At 48.1% G+C, this 20,950-nt stretch carries 13 protein-coding genes, 2 tRNA genes and 4 pseudogenes; 17 read left to right on the forward strand and 2 right to left on the reverse strand.

The annotated features are described in order from the left end of the window. Positions 1-56 precede the first annotated feature (56 nt). The 11 genes and pseudogenes from JCM12259_RS00435 to JCM12259_RS00480 all read left to right on the forward strand — a co-directional run bounded on the left by JCM12259_RS00435 (position 57) and on the right by JCM12259_RS00480 (position 9,117). Positions 57-129 (forward strand) — tRNA-Gly (locus tag JCM12259_RS00435). Between the two features lie 21 nt (positions 130-150). Continuing rightward, positions 151-235 (forward strand) — tRNA-Leu (locus JCM12259_RS00440). A 22-nt stretch (positions 236-257) separates the two neighbouring features. Further along, positions 258-1,939, forward strand: a pseudogene (locus JCM12259_RS12970) (tetratricopeptide repeat protein). Continuing rightward, the gene (locus JCM12259_RS17560; RefSeq protein ID WP_309546384.1) at positions 1,932-2,438 is read left to right on the forward strand and encodes a DUF4369 domain-containing protein; all 507 of its coding nucleotides are present in this window, start codon (positions 1,932-1,934) and stop codon (positions 2,436-2,438) included. Before JCM12259_RS12970 ends, JCM12259_RS17560 begins: the two are co-directional and overlap by 8 nt. 8 nt (positions 2,439-2,446) lie before the next feature. Then, positions 2,447-2,932, forward strand: coding sequence for a thioredoxin-like domain-containing protein (locus JCM12259_RS17565; RefSeq protein WP_309546385.1), 486 nt, complete (start codon positions 2,447-2,449; stop codon positions 2,930-2,932). A gap of 110 nt (positions 2,933-3,042) precedes the next feature. Continuing rightward, on the forward strand, positions 3,043-4,590 hold the full coding sequence (locus JCM12259_RS00455) for a YifB family Mg chelatase-like AAA ATPase (RefSeq protein ID WP_024991468.1): 1,548 nt from the start codon (positions 3,043-3,045) through the stop codon (positions 4,588-4,590). Positions 4,591-4,739: 149 nt separating this feature from the next. Further along, positions 4,740-5,572 (forward strand): annotated as a pseudogene (locus JCM12259_RS12980) (LicD family protein). A gap of 19 nt (positions 5,573-5,591) precedes the next feature. Beyond that, positions 5,592-6,311 carry an IspD/TarI family cytidylyltransferase gene (locus tag JCM12259_RS00465; protein WP_025064997.1) on the forward strand — a complete coding sequence of 240 codons (720 nt, stop codon included), beginning with the start codon at positions 5,592-5,594 and terminating at the stop codon, positions 6,309-6,311. A 1-nt stretch (position 6,312) separates the two neighbouring features. Further along, positions 6,313-7,368: an NAD-dependent epimerase/dehydratase family protein gene (locus tag JCM12259_RS00470; protein WP_025064998.1), complete on the forward strand. Its 1,056-nt coding sequence runs from the start codon at positions 6,313-6,315 to the stop codon at positions 7,366-7,368. A 107-nt stretch (positions 7,369-7,475) separates the two neighbouring features. After that, the gene (locus tag JCM12259_RS12985) at positions 7,476-8,249 is read left to right on the forward strand and encodes a hypothetical protein (protein ID WP_309546386.1); all 774 of its coding nucleotides are present in this window, start codon (positions 7,476-7,478) and stop codon (positions 8,247-8,249) included. Positions 8,250-8,253: 4 nt separating this feature from the next. Further along, complete coding sequence (locus tag JCM12259_RS00480) at positions 8,254-9,117, forward strand: alpha-1,2-fucosyltransferase (protein WP_024991473.1); 864 nt, start codon at positions 8,254-8,256, stop codon at positions 9,115-9,117. 2 nt (positions 9,118-9,119) lie between these two features. On the opposite strand, the gene JCM12259_RS00485 is transcribed toward JCM12259_RS00480, so the two are convergent. Next, the gene (locus JCM12259_RS00485) at positions 9,120-10,166 is read right to left on the reverse strand and encodes a ribonucleotide-diphosphate reductase subunit beta (RefSeq protein ID WP_021584108.1); all 1,047 of its coding nucleotides are present in this window, start codon (positions 10,164-10,166) and stop codon (positions 9,120-9,122) included. A 28-nt stretch (positions 10,167-10,194) separates the two neighbouring features. Next, positions 10,195-12,711: pseudogene (locus JCM12259_RS12990) on the reverse strand (ribonucleoside-diphosphate reductase subunit alpha). 608 nt (positions 12,712-13,319) lie between these two features. Here JCM12259_RS12990 and rplM point away from each other — a divergent pair. The 6 genes and pseudogenes from rplM (at position 13,320) to porU (ending at position 20,935) form a co-directional block, all read left to right on the forward strand. Beyond that, positions 13,320-13,781 carry a 50S ribosomal protein L13 gene (gene rplM, locus JCM12259_RS00500; protein ID WP_025064999.1) on the forward strand — a complete coding sequence of 154 codons (462 nt, stop codon included), beginning with the start codon at positions 13,320-13,322 and terminating at the stop codon, positions 13,779-13,781. Between the two features lie 10 nt (positions 13,782-13,791). Beyond that, complete coding sequence (gene rpsI, locus JCM12259_RS00505) at positions 13,792-14,178, forward strand: 30S ribosomal protein S9 (RefSeq protein WP_025065000.1); 387 nt, start codon at positions 13,792-13,794, stop codon at positions 14,176-14,178. A gap of 220 nt (positions 14,179-14,398) precedes the next feature. Continuing rightward, the gene (gene rpsB, locus JCM12259_RS00510; protein ID WP_025065001.1) at positions 14,399-15,232 is read left to right on the forward strand and encodes a 30S ribosomal protein S2; all 834 of its coding nucleotides are present in this window, start codon (positions 14,399-14,401) and stop codon (positions 15,230-15,232) included. Positions 15,233-15,278: 46 nt separating this feature from the next. Further along, complete coding sequence (gene tsf, locus JCM12259_RS00515; RefSeq protein ID WP_025065002.1) at positions 15,279-16,271, forward strand: translation elongation factor Ts; 993 nt, start codon at positions 15,279-15,281, stop codon at positions 16,269-16,271. 392 nt (positions 16,272-16,663) lie between these two features. After that, positions 16,664-17,279: pseudogene (locus JCM12259_RS12995) on the forward strand (fumarylacetoacetate hydrolase family protein). Positions 17,280-17,374: 95 nt separating this feature from the next. Then, the gene (porU, locus tag JCM12259_RS00530) at positions 17,375-20,935 is read left to right on the forward strand and encodes a type IX secretion system sortase PorU (protein WP_025065003.1); all 3,561 of its coding nucleotides are present in this window, start codon (positions 17,375-17,377) and stop codon (positions 20,933-20,935) included. The last annotated feature ends 15 nt before the right edge of the window (positions 20,936-20,950 follow it).

Raw genomic sequence — 20,950 nt, forward strand, 5'->3', positions numbered from 1 at the left:
CCTAAATACTTTTGCCATTCACAGAATTAGCTCTATCTTTGCATTGCTGAATGCTTGCGGAAATAGCTCAGTTGGTAGAGCACGACCTTGCCAAGGTCGGGGTCGCGGGTTCGAGTCCCGTTTTCCGCTCAACATCCATTGATTTCCGATGCCGCAATGGTGGAATTGGTAGACACGAGGGACTTAAAATCCTTGGCCAGTAATGGCTGTGCGGGTTCGAGTCCCGCTCGCGGCACTTCATAAACTATCTAAACTCTATGCAAAAGAAATCACTTCTCTTTTTATCGGTAATTTCAATTTGGGCATTCACTTCTTGTTCGAAGTTGGGAGCCTTGTCTGCCGACAACTTCACCGTAACTCCTAATCCACTCGAGGCGCAAGGCGGTCAGATTCCTGCCACAATCAACGGCAGTTTTCCTGAAAAATACATGAAGAAGAAGGCCACTGTGACCGTCATTCCTGAACTCCGCTATGGCAGAGGACTGTCGAAAAAAGGCACAACAGCCACATTCCAGGGTGAGAAAGTCTACGGAAACAACCAGACAATATCCTATCGAATGGGCGGACATTATACGATGAGGACCACATTCCCATTCACTTCGGATATGCAAAAGAGCGATATGTATCTCACATTCGATGCGCATATCGGTAAGAAAAAGATCAATATTCCGGCCGTAAAAGTGGCAACGGGCGTGATCACAACCGCAGAACTCTATCGCAGAACATTGATGAATGCCGGCGGTTGCTTAGCACTCGATTCTTTCCAACGCATCAAAGCACGCCGACAAGAAGCTAATGTGCGGTTCCTTATCAATCAGGCAAACCTGCGCAAGAGTGAGTTGCAAAACAATTCGGTGCAGGAGTTTGTGTGGATGTTGAAGAAAATCAACGCAGATCGTGAGCGTTTGAATCTTAAAAACGTCGAAGTGCAGGCTTATGCATCACCCGACGGTGGCTTCAAGCTCAACGATAAGCTTGCGAATAAGCGTCAAGGCGTTTCTGAAGGATATGTGAAGCAACAGCTGAAGCAAACTAAAGTCAGCACACCTATTGATGCGCACTATACCGCTCAGGACTGGGATGGTTTCCAGAAACTTGTTCAGGCTTCCAGCATTCAAGATAAAGACGTGATTCTTCGCGTGCTTTCGATGTATAAAGATCCGCAAGAACGCGAGCAACAGATCCGTAACATGAGTGAGGGATTTCGTGAATTGGCTGACGGTATACTGCCGGAGTTGCGCCGTTCGCGCCTAATTATCAATTATGAAATTGTGGGTCGCAGTGACGAACAGATCAAAGCACAATATGTTTCAGACCCCGCCAAGTTGAGTGTAGAGGAAATGCTCTATGCCGCAAGTCTCGAAGACAGTCCCGCCAAGAAGCAAGAGATCTATAAGCGGACTGTTGCTTATTATGACAAAGATTATCGCGCTTACAACAATCTCGCTGTTCTCGCTTTCAACGAAGGCGATGAAGCCACAGCTAAAAGATACATTGAGCAGGCTTTGAGACAGAATCCGCAGGCCGCAGAACCTAATGCCAATCTCGCTTTGATCGCTTTGAAGCATGGCGAAGTGCAGCAGGCCGAGAATTATTTGGCCAATGCTGTGGAGGCGAATGGCTTCGGAGAGGTTCTCGGCAATCTGAATATCGCCAAAGGAAACTTTGCTCAGGCGCAGGAGAATTTCGGTACTTCCAACAGCAATAGTGCTGTTTTGGCGCAGCTTCTCAATAAGGATTATGCCACGCTAAGGCCACGTTGGGCAATGTGAAGAATCCCGACGCAATGACAAGTTACCTCCATGCCATTGTCAGTGCACGTCAAGGCAACAACTATGCAGCTCAGTCATACCTCAAAGAAGCGCTTCAGAAAGATCCTTCACTGACCGATTACGCGGCAAACGACCTCGAATTTTCCGCTGTAAAGAATAATGAGTAAACTCATTTCGCTTGTATTACTCACCTTGGTGGTGGTTTCCTGCGGGACCGATAGCGATCATTTCAAGATCGAAGGTCGTCTGCTCAACCTCAACCAAGGTGAGTTTTACGTTTATAGTACCAATGGTGGCCTCGACGGAATAGATACCATCAAGGTAACCGGCGGTCGATTTGCTTATGAGATACCGTGCGAGAAGGCAGCTACATTAGTTCTTGTGTTCCCGAATTTCTCCGAACAGCCGGTTTTTGCACAGCCAGGTAAGTCGGTGGAAATCAAAGCCGACGCCTCGCATTTGAAAGAGTTGACCGTCGACGGGACGAAAGACAACGAATTGATGAATCGGTTTCGCGAGCAAATTGTTAGTGCATCTCCCCCCGAAATAGCCAAATGCGCAGCCCAATTCGTGGAAGATCATCCCGAATCTGTTGTCAGTGTCTATCTCGTTCGCAAATATTTTATCACTGCTCCCATGCCGGATTACAAGCGGGCTTTTGCTTGATCGAACAGATGATGAAGCACCAGACAGACAACGGAGAGCTTAATCGTATGTATTTGAATATCAAGCCGTTGGCTCAACTGTCATCAAACGGTTTGCGATTAACGTCTTTTGGCTATGCAATTAACGGTGAGTCGATCGATAAAAAAGCATTACTTGCAGCCCAAGTAAGCGTTATCAGCGTGTGGGCAACATGGAGCTATGAAAGCATAGACATTCAGCGGGCCTTGAAAAAATTGCAAACCAAGTCGCATGGACGCCTTAAAATCGTGAGTATTTGCGTTGATGCCAGTCGTAAAGATTGCCGTGATGCACTCCGTCAAGACTCTATTTCGTGGCCCACAATCTGTGATGGACAGATGTTGCAAACGCCGGTTTTGAAACAGTTGGGCCTTTTCTCCGTTCCCGACAACATCGTGTTGCAGCGCGGTCGCATCATAGCGCGCGGCTTAGATGCCAAAGGACTCGAAGAGCGTGTGGACAAATTGCTCAATTGACAGTTGACGATTGAAAGTCAACAGGCGGGTGAAAGAAGTCATAAAGTATCATTTTTGATTTTCAATCACGCCATAGTCAATTCCTCATTTTTCATTCTCAATATATCTAAATGCTTGTAAAAACGTTTTGTGCAGCCGTCAATGGGCTTGAAGTAACTACTGTTACCATTGAAGTTAGTCTCGTAAAAGGGGTGCTTTATCACTTTACTGGATTAGGAGACGAGGCTGTTCGCGAAGGTCGCGATCGTATTGCAGCTGCTATGCAGAACAATGGCTACCGCTTTCCGGTAGCAGATATCACTGTGAATATGGCTCCGGCAGATCTCCGGAAAGAAGGAAGTAGCTTTGATTTGCCGCTTGCTGTGGCCATCCTTGCGGCCAATGCGAGTTTTGAATCTGCACATCTCGGCGAGTATATGATGGTGGGTGAGTTGGGACTCGACGGTAAGTTGCAACCCGTCAAAGGTGCTTTGCCTATTGCTATACGGGCTCGCGCCGAACATTTCAAGGGCTTGATCGTGCCCAAAGAGAATGTGCGCGAGGCGGCAGTGGTCAACAATCTTGATGTATATGGTATGGAGTCGATGACCGATGTTATTGATTTTCTGACCGATCGACGGTCGTTCAATCCCGTAAAAATCGATACTCGCAAAGAGTTTTATGAACATCAGTATGCGTTCGACCTCGATTTCGCCGATGTCCGAGGCCAAGACAATGTGAAACGAGCCCTTGAAGTGGCTGCTGCGGGCGGTCATAACCTGATTATGATCGGTCCTCCGGGTTCTGGAAAGTCGATGATGGCTAAGCGACTTCCTTCTATTCTTCCGCCGCTTACACTTGCCGAGAGTCTCGAAACGACCCAGATCCACAGCGTTGCAGGTAAATTGGGTAAGGGAATGTCTCTTATTTCTCAACGTCCTTTTCGTTCTCCGCACCACACAATATCCGAAGTGGCCCTTGTGGGAGGCGGTGCTACACCGCAGCCCGGCGAGATTTCGTTGGCTCATAACGGCGTACTCTTTGCTGATGAACTACCCGAATTCAACAAGAGTACGCTCGAAGTATTACGCCAACCGCTTGAAGATCGGAAGATAACGATATCCCGTGCCAAATACACAGCGGAATATCCGTGCTCCTTTATGTTTGTAGCGAGTATGAATCCGTGCCCTTGCGGCTATTACGGCGACCCCACTCACCATTGTGTTTGCACGCCGGGACAGATCCAACGGTATATGAACAAGATCAGCGGTCCATTGCTCGACCGCATTGATATACAAGTAGAGATCACGCCGGTGCCTTTTAATGACATCTCACAGGCAGCTCCGGGAGAATCCGGTGCGGCCATTCGCGAACGTGTAATCAAGGCTCGCGAGGTACAGGCTGTACGTTTTAAGCCATTCAATGGCATCCACTGCAATGCCCAAATGACTGAAAGGATGATTCATCAGTTTGCCGAACCCGATGCCGATGGTGTTCAATTGCTGCGTACGGCAATGGAAAAGCTCAGCCTTTCTGCCCGTGCTTACAACCGCATTTTAAAGGTAGCGCGTACTATTGCGGACCTTGCTGGTAGCGAAAAAGTTACGCCCGAGCATTTCGCCGAGGCTATCAGCTATCGCAATCTCGACCGAGGCGACTGGGCGGAAAGGCAAGGATAAACGGAGAAAGATTGCTCGCGGATGTATGAAAAACGGCATATAAGGGTAGATAATTTGATAAATTACACTATATTTGCATATTGCAAATCGTGTCTAAGGGCTATTTTCATCTTGTGAAATGTAGTCAATAGATGTGAGAACGACAGGTAATGATGGAACGATTCAACACAGGAGAGACGCAGGAAAGTCTCCGTCGGGACTACAATCCTGATGGATCGGTGCTCCGCAGAGCGCAAATGCGGCTGCTCGATATGCTGATTTATTTGCAGGACGTGAGCAAACAAATTGGTGTGGCGTGCCGAATCGACGGTGGAAATGTACTTGGTGCCTTGCGCCACGGCGGTTTTATACCGTGGGATGACGATATAGACGTCGTCGTAAGTTATACTGATTATAAGAAGCTCTGCCGCTACCTGATTGCCCATCCGCACCCGCAGTATGTGTTGCAAACCAATAAGACCGACCCCGGATTTTATAAAGAGTGGGCTTGTTTGCGCGACTTGAAGAGCGAAAACCGCAGTCACGACAATGCTGACAGCTGCGACCGGCGCACCCATGAGGCGCAAAAATACCGCGGACTGCATATTGACATCTTCCCCTATGAGGGTTATATGATTCCGTGGTTGCAGCATTTGGCAGCCAAACTTTCAGTCAATCTCAACCTGCGTTGTGCCGGTGTGCATCCCCATCTGGCGCAGATCGGGTATAATCTGTTGCATTATCTCGTGTTTCCTGCGTTCAGACGAGTAGGTCGTTTGTTTGGAAATCCGGAGCTATATATGCACTCTTACGGTGCGTGGTTTTATGAACAGAATCCCAAACGGATGATGATTCCGCATCGGGACATCGTTTTCGAGGGGCACGTTTTTGAAGGGCCGGCCGATCCCGAAGGCTTTGCCGCATTGCATACGGCAATTTTTGGGAGCTGCCTCCGCGTGACCGGCGCGATCGACACAAAATAGATATCGTCTTCTTAGATTGAAATGGAAAAGAAAAAGACTATGAACATCGCCGTGATTTTTGCTGGAGGATCGGGTTTAAGGATGCATACGAAGTCGCGTCCGAAACAGTTTCTCGACTTGAATGGTAAACCAATCATCATTTATACACTTGAAATCTTCGACAATCATCCCGCTATCGATGCCATCGTTGTGGCCTGTATCGAGAGCTGGATACCGTTTTTGGAGAAGATGTTACGCAAGTTCGAGATTACGAAAGTGGTTAAAATCGTGCCCGGAGGACCGTCGGGGCAAGACTCGATCTATAATGGTCTGTGTGCAGCTGAGGCTTATGCGCAGGGCCGGGAGGCTACGGTGCTGATCCACGACGGCGTTCGTCCGCTAATCAATGAAGTCACGATCACCGACAATATTAATAAGGTGGCGGCGTGTGGAACGTGTATCACGTGCGTACCTGCTACCGAATCGCTTATCGTGAAGCAGTCGGACGGTTTGTTGGAGATTCCTTCGCGTGCTGATTCTTTCATTGCCCGAGCCCCGCAAAGCTTTCGTCTTGCAGACATTCTAACAGCTCATCGCCGTGCGATTGCCGATCAGCGACACGACTTTATAGACTCTTGTACGATGATGAGTCATTATGGTTACAAACTCGAAACCATCATCGGACCGATGGAAAACATCAAGATTACCACGCCGACAGACTTCTTTGTGTTGCGCGCTATGGTGAAAGTGCACGAGGATCAACAGATATTCGGACTTTGATATGAATAGAATCTTACAGGAAGACATTGCTCGTTTCGCCGCAGATTTTGCCCTTTGGGAACATCTGCGAGGCCGACGCATTGTCATCACAGGGGCTACCGGTCTGTTGGGTTCGTGCCTGGTGCGATGTCTTTTGGCACTGAACGAGCAATATTCGTTAGCTTTGCAGGTGGTGAGTGTGGTCCGGAGTCGGACTAAAGCATATAGGATGTTTGGTGAAGAAACGGCTGCTCATCGCGTAATCGTGCACGACTTCGCGTCGGGTGAGCCTTTCCTGCCCGGCAAAGAGGCCGATTTCCTGATTCATCTGGCTGCTCCCACGGCTTCAAAAGACTTTATAGAACACCCTGCAGAGACGCTTACGACGGTGGTAGACAGCACGAAATCGGTGCTCGAATACGCCCGACAGCATCGCTTGCAATCATTGGTTTATGTCTCGACATTGGAAGTTTACGGCACGATCGACGACGATTCACGCGCAATTGATGAACAAATGCAGGGCTATCTCAATCCGATGGATGCCCGAAGCAGCTATCCGATGGGCAAAAGAGCTGCCGAATGCTTGTGCTATGCCTATTTTTCGGAATACGAAACACCCGTGAAAACGACTCGATTGGCACAAACTTTCGGCGCGGGTGTGCATCAAACAGATGGTCGGGTATTTGCACATTTCGCTCGAAGCATCATCAACAACGAAAACATTGTGCTGCATACGCGTGGCGAGTTGTGCAGAAGCTATTGTTATACGATGGATGCTGTGAGCGGGATACTGTATATTTTGCTGTGTGGAAAAGACGGCGAAGCGTATAATATAGCCAACGAACGCACCTATATCTCTATCCGTGCAATGGCCGAAGAGGTGCTTCGCGTATTCCGTCCGACGCGGAAAGTGGTGCTAAATTTGCAAGAAGGACTGGGTTATTCGCCCACAACCAAACTGCGACTCGACACAACTAAGATCCGATCCATCGGTTGGCAACCACACTATGAACTGAGAGAGATGTTCTCGCGATTGATCGAATCGTTAAAAGAAGACCGTGATGATTTCGATTCTTAGACGTATTTACGATTCCGTCTTCCGGTGTTTTCGAGCGGCGAGATCTCACCCCTTGGGAGCAGATTCCACGTGAGCATCCGCCCATTTACGGCGTTTATCACATCTTGATGGACACTGGTTGGCAGGCGTTAGCGGCTCAGCAAATCGAACGTTTGCGGCAAAGCGGACTCTTAAAGAGCACTAATCGCCTCTTCATTAGCTGTATTTCGCAGGATGAAAAAGACTTAGTTGCATTGCAAAAGATGCTTACTGGCGAGCGGGTGGAAGTGATCGCGTGTACAAGCGATCCCAAACGGTATGAGTATCCGGCGTTGGAGTTCATCCAATCGTTGTGCAAACGCGAGGAATGTTTGGTCTATTATTTTCACTCCAAAGGCATAACCTATCAGTCGGTAACGGCCAACGACCGTGCATTTCAGTCGTTCGTGCACAAGATTTGGTCGTGGCGCGAGATGTTGGAACACTTTATTTTCTTTAAGTGGAACGTAGCAGTGAATGCTCTTTGCAATGGTTTTGACACGTATGGTTGCTATCGTTGGCCTCCGAAAGATTATCGAATGTACTCCGGGAGCTTCTGGTGGGCACGCTCTTCGTATGTTCGTCAGCTGCCCGAATTCAATCCATCGGTTATCCGACAGAATCGTTTCTACTCCGAAGTGTGGCTCTTTGAGCGTGTGCACAACGCGTTTTCGGCTTTCGATACGGTTGTGGATCTCTATTTTGTAGATATTCCCCGCTCAATTTATGATGACGGAAAGCCACGCCGATGGGATGTAATCCGATTCGTGGTAGCGTATAATTGGCGTAAGATTCAGAAGCATTTGCTGCACTATAATTATAAGGTGAGGTGTCAAAAGCGGTTTCAACAACTCAGAAAATAAGGCTATGGACATCGTACTAATCTTCAACGGACTGGGCAATCAGATGTCGCAATATGCCTTTTATTTGGCTAAACGGCAGCGCAATAACCACACAGTTTATTGTGTTTTGGGGCCGCGGACACAATATTCATTAGACAAACTCTTCGACATTCCATATCGTCACAATGCCGTCTTGGTTCTACTTTATCGGGCATTAGATAAAGCACATTTCTCCAATCATCGTTGGTTGCGACGCCTTTTGCGGCCTACGCTCCGATTGTTAGGCGTGAAAATGATTGTCGAACCGCTCTCGCGCGACTTCGACATGCGGCATTTCACCCATCAAAAAGGTATCGTTTTCTATCGCGGGGGATGGCATTCAGAACTGAATTTTACAGCTGTTGCCGATGCGGTGAAACGTCGATTTCGGTTTCCGGAGATACAAGACGCTGCGGTGTTGGCGGTGATCGACCGAATCAAAAGCTGTCAGAGTGTGTCACTCCACCTTCGTCGTGGCGACTATCTGGGGCTCAGTGAGTTTCAGGGTGTATGCACAGAGGCTTATTATGAGCACGCCATCGCCTATTTGGAAAGCCAAATCGAGAGCCCCGAATACTTCGTCTTCTCAGACGATCCGACGTATGCCCGTGAGCAATTCGGCGCCGATCCCAATTTTCATATTATCGATTTGAACCACGGTGAAGATGCTTGGTGTGACTTGTTGATGATGACGCAATGCAGATATAATATCATAGCCAATAGCACTTTCAGCTGGTGGGGAGCGTGGTTGAACGACAATCCCTCAAAGATTGTTGTCCACCCACGCTATCATCTCAATGGAGTTGAGACGCGGGATTTCTATCCTCGTAATTGGATCTGCATCGAATAGTTTTATAAATCATCCTCCAATGCCGTGCTTTTGGCATACGCCGTGCTTTTGGCTTCAAAAAAATCGGTCTTCACCATATTTGCATTTGAGTATTGAGAGACCCATTTCATATGCTCGGGTTCTTTGATATTGTCTTCAAAAAGATAGCCGAATCCGAGGCTGTGCCAGCGCAGATTGCCTAAATATCGAATATAATCGTTGACCATCCGGCCGTTGAGTCCCTGCACATCATCACCGATTACGTATTGGCCCCACGCTATTTCCTGTGCCACTCCTTCGCGCATCATCTCTTCATAAACCCTCACTTTCTCGGGTGTAAACATTTCCGGCTCTTCCTTTTTCAGCTCTTGAATGATGTTACGGAATAGCCATAGATGCGTGTTTTCATCCCGATTGATGTACCGGATCTCCTGGGCCGAGCCCGACATCTTGCCGTTTCGGCTCAGATTATAGAAGAACATAAAACCGCTGTAAAAGTAAATCCCTTCAAGAATGAAGTTTGCAATGCAAGTCTTCATCAGCGAATACTTGTCTCGATGCTCCTGAAACTCATTGTAACAGTTGCCGATAAAGGTGTTACGACGCAGCAGATGCTCGTCTGTTTTCCACTGATAGAGGATGTCGTTGCGCTCTTCCGGGCTGCAAATCGAGTCTAACATATAGCTGTAACTTTGGCTGTGTACACACTCTTGAAAGGCTTGAATATGCAGACAAAGGTTCACTTCGTTAGCCGTTATGTATTCACTCAGGGTCGGGAGATTATTGGATTGTAGCGAATCGAGGAACACCAAGAAGCTCAGAATCTTGTCGTAAGCAGTTCGTTCGGCCTTATCGAGTCGTGGATAATCCTTTGTGTCCTGCGTGAGATTAATCTCTTCGGGAATCCAAAAGTTGTTCATCGCCTGCCGATACCAGTCGCTTGCCCACTGGTAACGCATATTATTAAAATCGTTCAGATTGGTTGTGTTGCCTCCGATCATTCTGCGCAGCCGCAGATCCGTATCGCCCTCAGGATTGAAAAGGGCATTTCTTTTCAGTTGATTATTCATTTTCAATTCTCATTTTTACATTACCGATTTATGAAGCACAGCTTTCGCATTCCTCCACTTCTAATGACTTACTGCGTACATAATACACGGTCTTCACGCCGCTGTGCCACGCTGACAGGTAGAGATCAAGTACTTGGCGCATCGTGTAGTCGTTGGTGATATAAAGGTTGACACTCTGTGCCTGGTCGATATGCCGTTGGCGGACTCCCGCGGCACGCATACTCCATCGTTGATCGACGAGATAAGCGCCCTTATAAGCAGTATGTGTGGTCGGAAAGTCCTGGAGCAACGCGTGGAAGCATTGCTCCTTTCTTCTCTTCAAGGAAGAATCGCTTCATAACGGGGTCTATTCCGGCTGTGGTTCCGGCTATAATACTCGTGCTGCTCGTAGGAGCCACGGCCAGAAGGTAGGCATTTCGCATTCCCTGTTGACTGACTTTGGCTGCCAGTCGCTGCCAGTCGTCCGACGTGTAGCCGCGTTTTACAAAATAACGGCCTGTTTGCCAGTCGCTGCCGACGAAATATTGATAGGCGCCTTTCTCTTTGGCGAGATCCGAACTGGCCTCGATGGCGGCGCGATTGATACGTTCGAACACATCGTCTACGAATGATATGTGTTGCTCGCTCTCCCATTTGATACCCCGAAGAGCCAAAGCGTGGTGATAACCGCTTACCCCGAGACCGATGCTTCGATAGCGCTGGTTGGTAATCTGAGCATAAGGAACGGGATAAAAGTTGAGGTCAATGACATTATCGAGTGCCCGGACGACAGTCGAAACGGAGTCTTTTAATTTCTCGTCATCTTCTAACGGAAGATGACCCAACGACAGACTGGCTAAGTTGCAGACCACAAAATCGCCCGGACGAACGGTTTTTACGACTACCGTTTCGCCCTCTTTCGTATGTATCTCATTGGAAATCTCCTCGATAGGCGCCATATTCTGTGCAATCTCCGTACACAGATTAGAGCAGTAGATGATGCCCCGATGCGCATTGGGATTGGCCCGGTTCACGATGTCTCGATTGAAAGTGAACGGCGTTCCGGTCTCGACGGCCGACCGAAGAACCAATCGTACGATGTCTTTCACGGTCATTACGCGCCGTGAAAGACGCCTATCGGCCACACATTCCAAGTACTTTTGCTCCCATTCTTCGCCGTAAAAGTCTTCTAAACAATAACCTTTCACCGACATAATTTCATTGGGGCAGAACATCGACCAAGGCTGATCGAGATTCTCTTCGGCCATCTTCCAAAACAGGTCGGGATAGCAGACGGCGGGAAAAATATCGTGTGCTTTCATTCGATCGTCGCCGTTATTGGTGCGCAATTGCAGAAATTCGGGCAGATCTTTGTGCCAAACATCGAGATAAACGGCTACGGCTCCCTGTCGCATACCAAGCTGATCGACGGCCACGGCAGTGTCATTGACCAACTTCATCCATCTGATTACGCCTCCTGCCGCACCTTTAAAACCGCGGATTTTACCGCCGGCGGCACGCACTTTACCGAAATACAGCCCCATTCCGCCGCCGAATTTGCTCACTTGCGAGAAGTTATCGATACTCCGATAGATGCCTTCGAGACTGTCAGGAACAGTATCTATGAAGCAACTCGACAGCTGATGAAAAGGTTTGCGGGCATTGGCCAGCGTGGGAGTAGCCATCGTTACCTCGAGTCTGCTCAGCATATCGTAGAACTTCTGTACCCATTTCATCCGGTTGTTCGACTCGTTCATTGCCAAATGCAGGGCGATTCCGAGATACATTTCTTGTACGGTTTCAATGGGTTTGTGCGTATATGAGCGTATCAGATACCGTTTGACGAGCAGATCTAAACCCGAATAGTTGAGCAAGTGATTGCGTTGGGGAACGAGAAATGCGGCTGCTTCGTCGATTTCTTCCTGCGAGTAAGCATCGAGAATGTAACTCCCGTAGAGCCGTTCGTTTGTCAGATAGCGCAGCTTCTCATATAAACCGTAAATCCCTTCGGCCTTTTCAAATGCGTGCACTTCCCTTTCGTGTCCAAACGAAAGCAGTCGGGCAGCAATAAACTCCCAATGAGGCGCCTCTTGTGTCGTCATTTCCACGGCTGCTTTAATCAGTGCCGCGAGTTTGTCTCCGTGGCTCATCCCGGCTTTGTTGAAGCCGATAAACTTCTCGTGTAACGCTAAAATATTGTATTCGTTACCTTGAAAGTCGGTGGCAATAGCTTCAATACGGGTACGATCTGCTCGTCTCCGATCTCGGCAGCAATGCCGTTGAGTGCCCGGCGTTGCTCCGTTCGGCGTGCGCGGAACAAGATGTAGCTTTTGGCTTCGTTATAAAAGCTGTTCTCCATCAGGCATTGTTCCACTTCGTCCTGAATGCTCTCTACATTCCGTTTATCCTGATCGGCATTGATGATAGCCTCGACTGTGGTCACCATTTCGTAGATTTTGGTGTCGTCGACGGCTTTACCCGTACCGGCAAAGCTCTTTCTGATGGCCACAGCAATTTTCTCTTTGTCGTACGATTCGACCGCGCCCGTCCGCTTGGTTATTTCCATTGAGATGTATATATATAATAATGTGTTATGCGTTTCTATGCAAAACCCGCGGCCAACAACTGTTGACCGAAATCTGTTGCAAAGGTAATGAATTTGGTGGGAAGACAGTCATGATTTTGTAATTTTTACAAGATGACATTCCGCTTCGCTTTTACACGCAGTTCAATCAATGATCAAGCATGGGCAAATATCGGTCTCCGCTCCTTTGAAAGAGGCGAAAATGCTTGTTCGGCTGATAGGCAAATGCAGACCGAGCTATTCACGATCAATTCCTAATGATCGGTTATCAAGTTTTCAACTAACTGTTAATCGCGCTGCAACTAATCGCTAATTGCATGCTGATTAACCGTTAGTTGCAGCGCGATTAATGGTTGATTGAAATGGAGGAAATAGTTAATAATTCGTAATTTATAGCATCTCGTTTTTTGCCCGACTAGCGTTTCTCTTATAAAATATGTAACTTTGCAGTCCGATTATTTCGGGGATGAACTTAGAGTCCCCACTTTCGGGCGTGTTAATAGTCGTGCTTTTGGCCGAGCGCGACGGTTAGTGAATCGTCCGGAGCCAACGAATGAAATGTTTTTTAGTAGTAAAATTGAAAAGAAGAAATGGACACTTTAAGTTACAAAACTATTTCCGTGAACAAGGAAACAGCTAAAAAGGAGTGGGTGGTAGTCGATGCCAGCGACCAGGTTGTGGGTCGGTTGTGCTCCAAAGTAGCCAAATTGCTTCGCGGAAAGTACAAACCCAGCTTCACACCACACGTGGATTGTGGAGACAATGTCATCTTAATCAATGCCGAGAAGGTTGTTTTCTCGGGCAAGAAAGAGACAGATAAGGTTTACACTCGTTATACCGGTTATCCCGGCGGACAGCGTTTTAGCACACCCGCAGAGCTTCGTAAGCGCCCCAATGGTGCTGAAAAGATCATCCGCCACGCCGTAAAGGGAATGCTTCCGAAGGGTATTCTCGGCCGCAAAATATTGAAAAACCTGTACGTTTACAATGGAGCTGAGCACGATAAGGCTGCTCAAAAGCCCACGGCAATTGATATTAACCAGTATAAATAATTAGGAAAAGATGGAAATGATTAATGCTATCGGTCGCCGTAAGAGCTCCGTTGCTCGTGTGTACCTCACTGAGGGAACCGGTAAGATCACGATCAATAAAAAAGATTTAACGGTATATTTCCCGTCAGCTATCCTGCAATTTGTTGTTAAACAACCGCTGCAGCTGCTCGATGTTACCGAGAAATACGATATCAAAGCAAACCTTGACGGCGGCGGTTTCACCGGACAGAGCCAGGCTTTGCGCCTTGCCATTGCCCGTGCATTGGTTAAAATCAATGCCGACGACAAGAAAGCGCTGAAAGACGAAGGATTCCTCACACGCGATTCACGTGCTGTTGAGCGTAAGAAACCGGGTCGTCCAAAGGCACGCAAACGCTTCCAGTTCAGCAAGCGTTAATTTGAGAGTATTCGTTTTTAAGTTTATCATTTCTAAGTTTGTGACAGATATCTTGTCAGAAATAGTGAATCGACCTATAAACTCATTAACGTCTCAACTCAAAAACAGACAATTCGTTTAGCATCTAAACCGTCAAGACACTCGATCGGAGTACTACTCGGCGGCTGGTTCTAACAAAAGAATTCAACAGAAAGTAAACAATCAAAAGAAAGAAAACAAAATGTCAAGAACTAATTTTGACCAATTATTACAGGCAGGAAGCCATTTTGGCCACCTCAGTCGTAAATGGAACCCGGCTATGGCACCGTATATCTTTATGGAAAGAAACGGTATCCATATCATCGATCTACACAAGACAGTTGCCAAAATCGATGAAGCAGCCGACGCTTTGAAACAAATCGCCAAATCAGGAAAGAAGATTCTGTTCGTCGCTACTAAAAAACAAGCTAAGGAAGTGGTTGCAGAGAGAGCTGCAAGCATCAATATGCCGTACGTAATCGAGCGTTGGCCGGGCGGTATGCTCACCAATTTCCCGACTATTCGGAAAGCAGTTAAGAAAATGACGAACATCGACAAACTGATGAATGACGGCACTTTCGCCAACCTTTCAAAGCGTGAAATCTTGCAGATTAACCGTCAACGGGCCAAGTTGGAGAAGAATCTCGGCTCGATTGCAGACCTTACCCGTCTGCCCGCCGCACTCTTCGTGGTTGATGTAATGAAAGAAAATATCGCTGTAAGAGAAGCCAACCGTCTTGGTATTCCTGTCTTTGCAATAGTCGATACGAATTCGGATCCGAAGAATATAGACTTTATTATCCCGGCCAATGACGACGCAAAAGACAGCATCGACGTGATTCTCACAGCTTGTTGCACTGCTATTGCCGAGGGATTAGAGGAACGGAAAGCCGAGAAAGCGGATGAAAAAGCAGCCGCAGAACAGGCAGAAGAAGCCGCAGAAGGTCGTCGCCGCACATCTCGTAAGGCACGCAAAGAGGAAGAATCAGCTGCTACGGAGACTCCGGTTGAGGCTGAAGCACCTGCCGCAGAATAATTCTTCTCATTATTATTAATATCTAAATGACAAAGGAATATTGACAATGAATGTTTCAATAGCTGATGTTCAGAAACTCCGTAAACTGACAGGTGCGGGGCTTGCTGACTGCAAAAAGGCACTCACCGACAGTGAGGGCAATATCGAAAAGGCAATAGAAATCATCCGGGAAAAGGGTCAAGCCATCGCCGCTAAGCGTTCAGACCGCGAGACTTCCAATGGTTGCGTGCTCGTAAAAGTAGTTAACGGCTTCGGTGCCATCATCGCTTTGAAGTGCGAAACCGACTTCGTTGCCAACGGCGAAGACTATATTCAGCTCACACGCAACATCCTCAACGAGGCCGTTGCAGCCAAAGCCAAGAGCTTAGAAGAGGTAAAAAACCTGAAATTCAACGACGGACAGACCGTTCAAGAGGCAATTATTGCACGCTCAGGAATCACCGGTGAGAAGATGGAACTTGACGGATACAACTATCTTGAAGGCCAAAACATCTACTCATACAACCACATGAACAAGAATCTTTTGTGCACTTTGGTTCAGTTAAACAAGCCGGCAGAAGAGCAGGGACACGCAGTGACGATGCAGATTGCCGCTATGAATCCCGTGGCTCTTGATGAAGCGAGCGTGCCTCAGGACGTTAAGGACAACGAGTTGAAGGTAGCCATCGAGAAAACAAAGGAAGAACAGATTGAGAAAGCTGTTCAGGCAGCTTTGAAGAAGGCCGGTTTCAATCTCTATATAGCCGAAAACGAGGAGCACATTGCAGAAGGAATCGCTAAGAAAGAGATAACAGAAGCACAAGCAGAAGAAATCCGTCGCATCAAGAAAGACGTTGCAACGGAGAAAGCTAACAACTTACCCGAGCAGATGATACAGAACATTGCCAAGGGAAGAATGGCTAAATTCTACAAAGATTCGTGCCTGTTGAACCAGGAATTTATCCAAGACAGCAAGCTCACTGTCAGTGACTACCTGCACGCTGCGGATAAAGAGCTCACCGTGACAGCATTTAAACGCTTCACACTTCGGGCTGAATAAAATTCGGATCATATCTCAAATTTTTAGTAAATATAATTATATGCCGGCCACTTTTATAAAAAAGGGCCGGCATTTTTAATATAGGAATAAAGCAGTCTGCTGCGATTTGGAGTCAGAAGAGATACAAATAGCAATTCAGTTAACGGTTACATGCATTGCAACTAACCATTAAACGGTGTGCAAGTAATAGTTAATCGCACAACGATTAACGGCTTTTCGCAATACAAGTAAGCATTAATGGCAATGTACTCTGTGTATTTTCGATTCTCAACCGGCTATAAAGCGCGCAAGCTCTCAATACTAATCAGCAATAATCAATTTGTAAAACAGCACTTCACCCCACCTTTTCAACTTCTCCGAAAGGGAAGAAAAAGGGCTAAAAAATTGTCAGAATGAAGATATTTGCAGTCGGAATGAATTACATCCAACACAATAAAGAGTTGGACGGAACGTTATATAAACCGGAGACTCCGGTCATTTTCACCAAAGCAGACACTGCTTTGCTAAGGTCGCATAAGCTTTTTCATCCCCGATGATATGGGACGAATCGATTATGAAGCCGAAATCGTGGTACGAATCAGCAGGTTAGGCAAGACGATTCCACAGCGTTTCGCCCACCGTTACTATGATGCGGTGACTTTGGGAGTAGACTTTACGGCCCGCGAATGGCAACAACGGCTGCGCAAAGCAGGTCTGCCGTGGGACCTATGCAAAGGTTTCGACGGCTCAGCAGCTATCGGCGACTGGATAGATGTGCACAAATTACGTGATATTCAGGCACTTCGCTTTCGGTTAGATATCAACGGATGCACCGTGCAAGAGGGTTGTACGAGCGATATGTTGTTTCAAGTAGATGAGCTGATAGCCTATATCAGTCGGTTCTTCACCCTCAAAACGGGCGACATTCTTTATACAGGAACGCCCGCAGGAACGGGTCCCGTACACATCGATGACCACATCGAAGGGTATATCGAAGAGCAAAAGGTAATGGAATTCAATTGCAAATGAATGGTCTCCGGCAGCCCCTCCGAAAGAAAGGAGACACGAATGAGAACAAGAAATCTCATTTTTCGCAATCTGTTTGAGGGGAGAAGAGTAAAGGAATGAGAATTATTAGACATCTTTGTATCAGTCTTTTGCTCTTGCTTTGCACACAGATGCAAGGGCAAGAGTTTGTAAATTTGGCGGCGAAAGACGTCAGAATCGAGGGACGATTGCCGTATTTTACCCGCTCATTTGCTCTTGGAGATCAGTTCAAAGACTCTGTTTACACCGTCCGAATCAGATATCCCGAGTTCACGGAGATGCCTATTGCAGAAGTGAAAAAACTCCGGATGCTGACCGATTCGGTATTGCCTGCATTCCCGCGAATTAACCGTCGCATCGTCGTCGACCGCAAACGAGGTGCCTTGGAAGTGAATTTCTGTCCCTTAGTACACCGCAATGGCAAGTGGTTGATACTCAGTAGCTTTATGATCAGTATAGAGGCGCGGCGCAAGAAGTCGTCCGCAGTGCAGGCAAAAGCCATTACACGCAGCCCGAAAAGTAGTCTGCCGTATGCCGATCACTCTGTTTTGGCGAGCGGACGATGGGCAAAAATCCGTGTGAAAGACAACGGCGTGCATCGTCTGACGGATGAAGTGATCCGACGGGCAGGCTTTACCCATCCTGAGAAAGTAAAGATTTACGGCTACGGCGGACACCTACAAAACGAGATATTGACGGCCAATGACCTGACCGAATATGACGATTTGAAAGAAATTCCGACCTGTATCGTGGGCGGACAACGACTTTTTTACGGTCGCGGTACAGTGAGTTGGGCCGACCGAAAGACCACCATTCGCACGCGAAACCCCTATTCCGACTATGGCTATTACTTTATTACAGAAAGCGATGCAGCACCTCTGACGGTCGATTCCACAGTTTTTCTCGCATCGTTTTATCCCTCGGCAGCCGACTATCACATTCTGCACGAGGTAGATAATTATGCTTGGTACCAAGGCGGTCGCAATCTTTTCGAGGACATTCCCATAGCCAAAGGCACATCGCATACATTCAACGTCAAAGCGCCCGGCCATCAATCGCGAGGCGTTTTATCGGTTGCCGTAACTGCGGGAACCACCAGCGAGGCCGTCATCACGTGCAACGGAACACGCATCGGAACCGCTTCGATGACGTGGACAGACAGTGAAGCCGACACGTATGAGAAAGGAAAGGAAGCCGTTGTTACACTGCCCGTAGACAATCTAACGCCCGATAACGCCGTCACTGTCAGTACAACGGCCGGTGGTCCGGTACGATTAGATTATATTTCCATCACATTCGACACGCCGAAACCGGCTCCTCGCTTAGCTGTCGATGCCTTTCCGGCTGCCGAATACGTACATAACATCACCCCGCAAGACCGTCACGCCGATGCAGCTTGCGATATGGTAATCATCATTCCGACATCGCAAAAGCTCTTGGAGCAGGCTCGTCGGTTGGCCGCTTTTCACGAACGTCACGACGGATTGCGGGTGCGCATCGTGCCGGCAGACGAACTTCTCAATGAGTTCAGCAGCGGAACACCCGACGCCAATGCCTATCGCCGCTATCTGAAAATGCTTTACGACCGTGCCGAAAAGGCCGAAGATCTGCCCCGTTATCTGTTACTCTTCGGCGATTGTGCGTGGGATAACCGAATGAATACGGCTCATTGGGCTGCCGCAAAGCCCGAAGATTACCTGCTATGTTATGAAAGCGAGAATTCGTTTAACAAGGTTTCGTGTTACGTGGACGATGGTTTTTTCTGTCTGTTAGACGACGGCGAGGGGGGCGATTTGCAGCAAACCGACAAGCAGGATGTAGCTGTCGGGCGTTTCCCTGTGGTCGATCCAGACGATGCCAAAACACTTGTCGACAAGACGATAGCCTATGCTAGTAATGCCAACGCGGGTCCGTGGCAAAACACTTTGCTGTTTATGGGCGACGACGGAAACGCTAATCTCCATATGAAAGACGCCGATGACGCTGCCGAACAGGCTGCAACAGGACATCCGGGGTACGTTGTTCGCAAGATGATGTGGGATGCTTACCGTCGCGAATCGTCGTCTACGGGCTTCACATATCCCGATGTTGAGCGCACCATTAAGCAGCAACAGACCGATGGGGCATTAATAATGGATTATGCAGGACACGGTCGTGAGGATGTAATTTCGCACGAATCGGTATTGAAACTCACAGATTTCGAGCGCTTCACAAATAAGAATCTGCCGCTTTGGATTACTGCGTCGTGCGACATTATGCCGTTCGATGGTGCTGTGCCGACTATTGGCGAGGCAGCCATTCTCAACAAACGGGGCGGCGCTGTGGCCTTTTACGGAACCACGCGTACCGTTTATGCCGACCGAAACCGCGTTATCAATATGGCGTTTCTACGCTACGTGCTCGGCAAAAAAGACGGAAAACCTATACCGATAGGCGAAGCTCAGCGACTGGCTAAGAATGAATTGATTACCACCGAGCAAGACTTGACGACTAATAAACTGCAATACGCCCTTTTGGGAGACCCGGCTCTGGCTCTCAATCAGCCCACCTTACGAGCTGTTATCGACTCGGTGAACGATGTTCCGACAGCTTCTGCCACAGCGATTGCACGTTTGCGGGCCGGCACTGTAGCCACAGTGAAAGGCCATATAGAGGGAATCAGCAACTTTCAAGGTATCGTTACGGCCCTCGTCAGAGACAAACGAGAGCTGATTACATGCCGGTTGAACGACAATTCGAAGTCGGGCGCCTTCTCACCATTCACTTATCACGACCGGACACGCACGATTTTTAACGGTTCCGACAGTGTTCGGGGCAGTCGTTTCACGTTTTCCTTCGCCATTCCAAAAGACATCGACTATACCGAAGGCACCGGATTGATCAACGTCTATGCCGTTAATACCGGCCGAACAATGACTGCTCACGGCTCATCAGATAGGTTTCTCATCGGCGGAAGCGGTATTTCGAGCACCGATTCCATCGGACCCGCCATCTATTGTTACCTCAACTCACCCTCGTTTACCAATGGTGGAAAGGTAAACAGCACACCTTACTTTGTCGCTCAACTACGAGACGAAAGCGGGCTGAACGTCAGCGGCAGCAGCATCGGGCACGACTTGCAGCTGACTATCGACGGACTGGCCGCGCAAAGCTATGTGTTGAACGACCGCTTTACATACGATTTCAATTCATATACCGCCGGATCAGTGGCTTTCAACATACCGATGCTGACACCGGGAAAGCACGAACTCACGTTCAAAGCGTGGGATGTGCTGAACAACTCATCGACAACACGCCTCTCATTCACGGTCGTAGAAGGTCTCGAACCGTCGCTTTTCAGCATCGGATGCACTGAAAACCCGGCCTCAACGACCACCGGTTTCATCATCAATCACGACCGAACGGGTAGCGAAATAGATGTACTCATCGAGGTGTTCGACCTCAACGGCTGCCCGCTTTGGACCCACCAAGAGCGCGGTGTGAGCACTTCGGGCACCTATACCGTGCCTTGGAATCTGACCGCCGACAACGGAAACCGGCTCGAAACGGGTGTTTATCTCTACCGCGTAAGCATCGCCTGCAACGGCAGTCATTACGTTTCCAAAGCCCGAAAACTAATCATTACGAGCAATAAATAGCCCAATGACAACGTT

The sequence above is a fragment of the Hoylesella enoeca JCM 12259 genome, from assembly GCF_000613405.1.
GTDB classification, from domain to species: domain Bacteria; phylum Bacteroidota; class Bacteroidia; order Bacteroidales; family Bacteroidaceae; genus Prevotella; species Prevotella enoeca.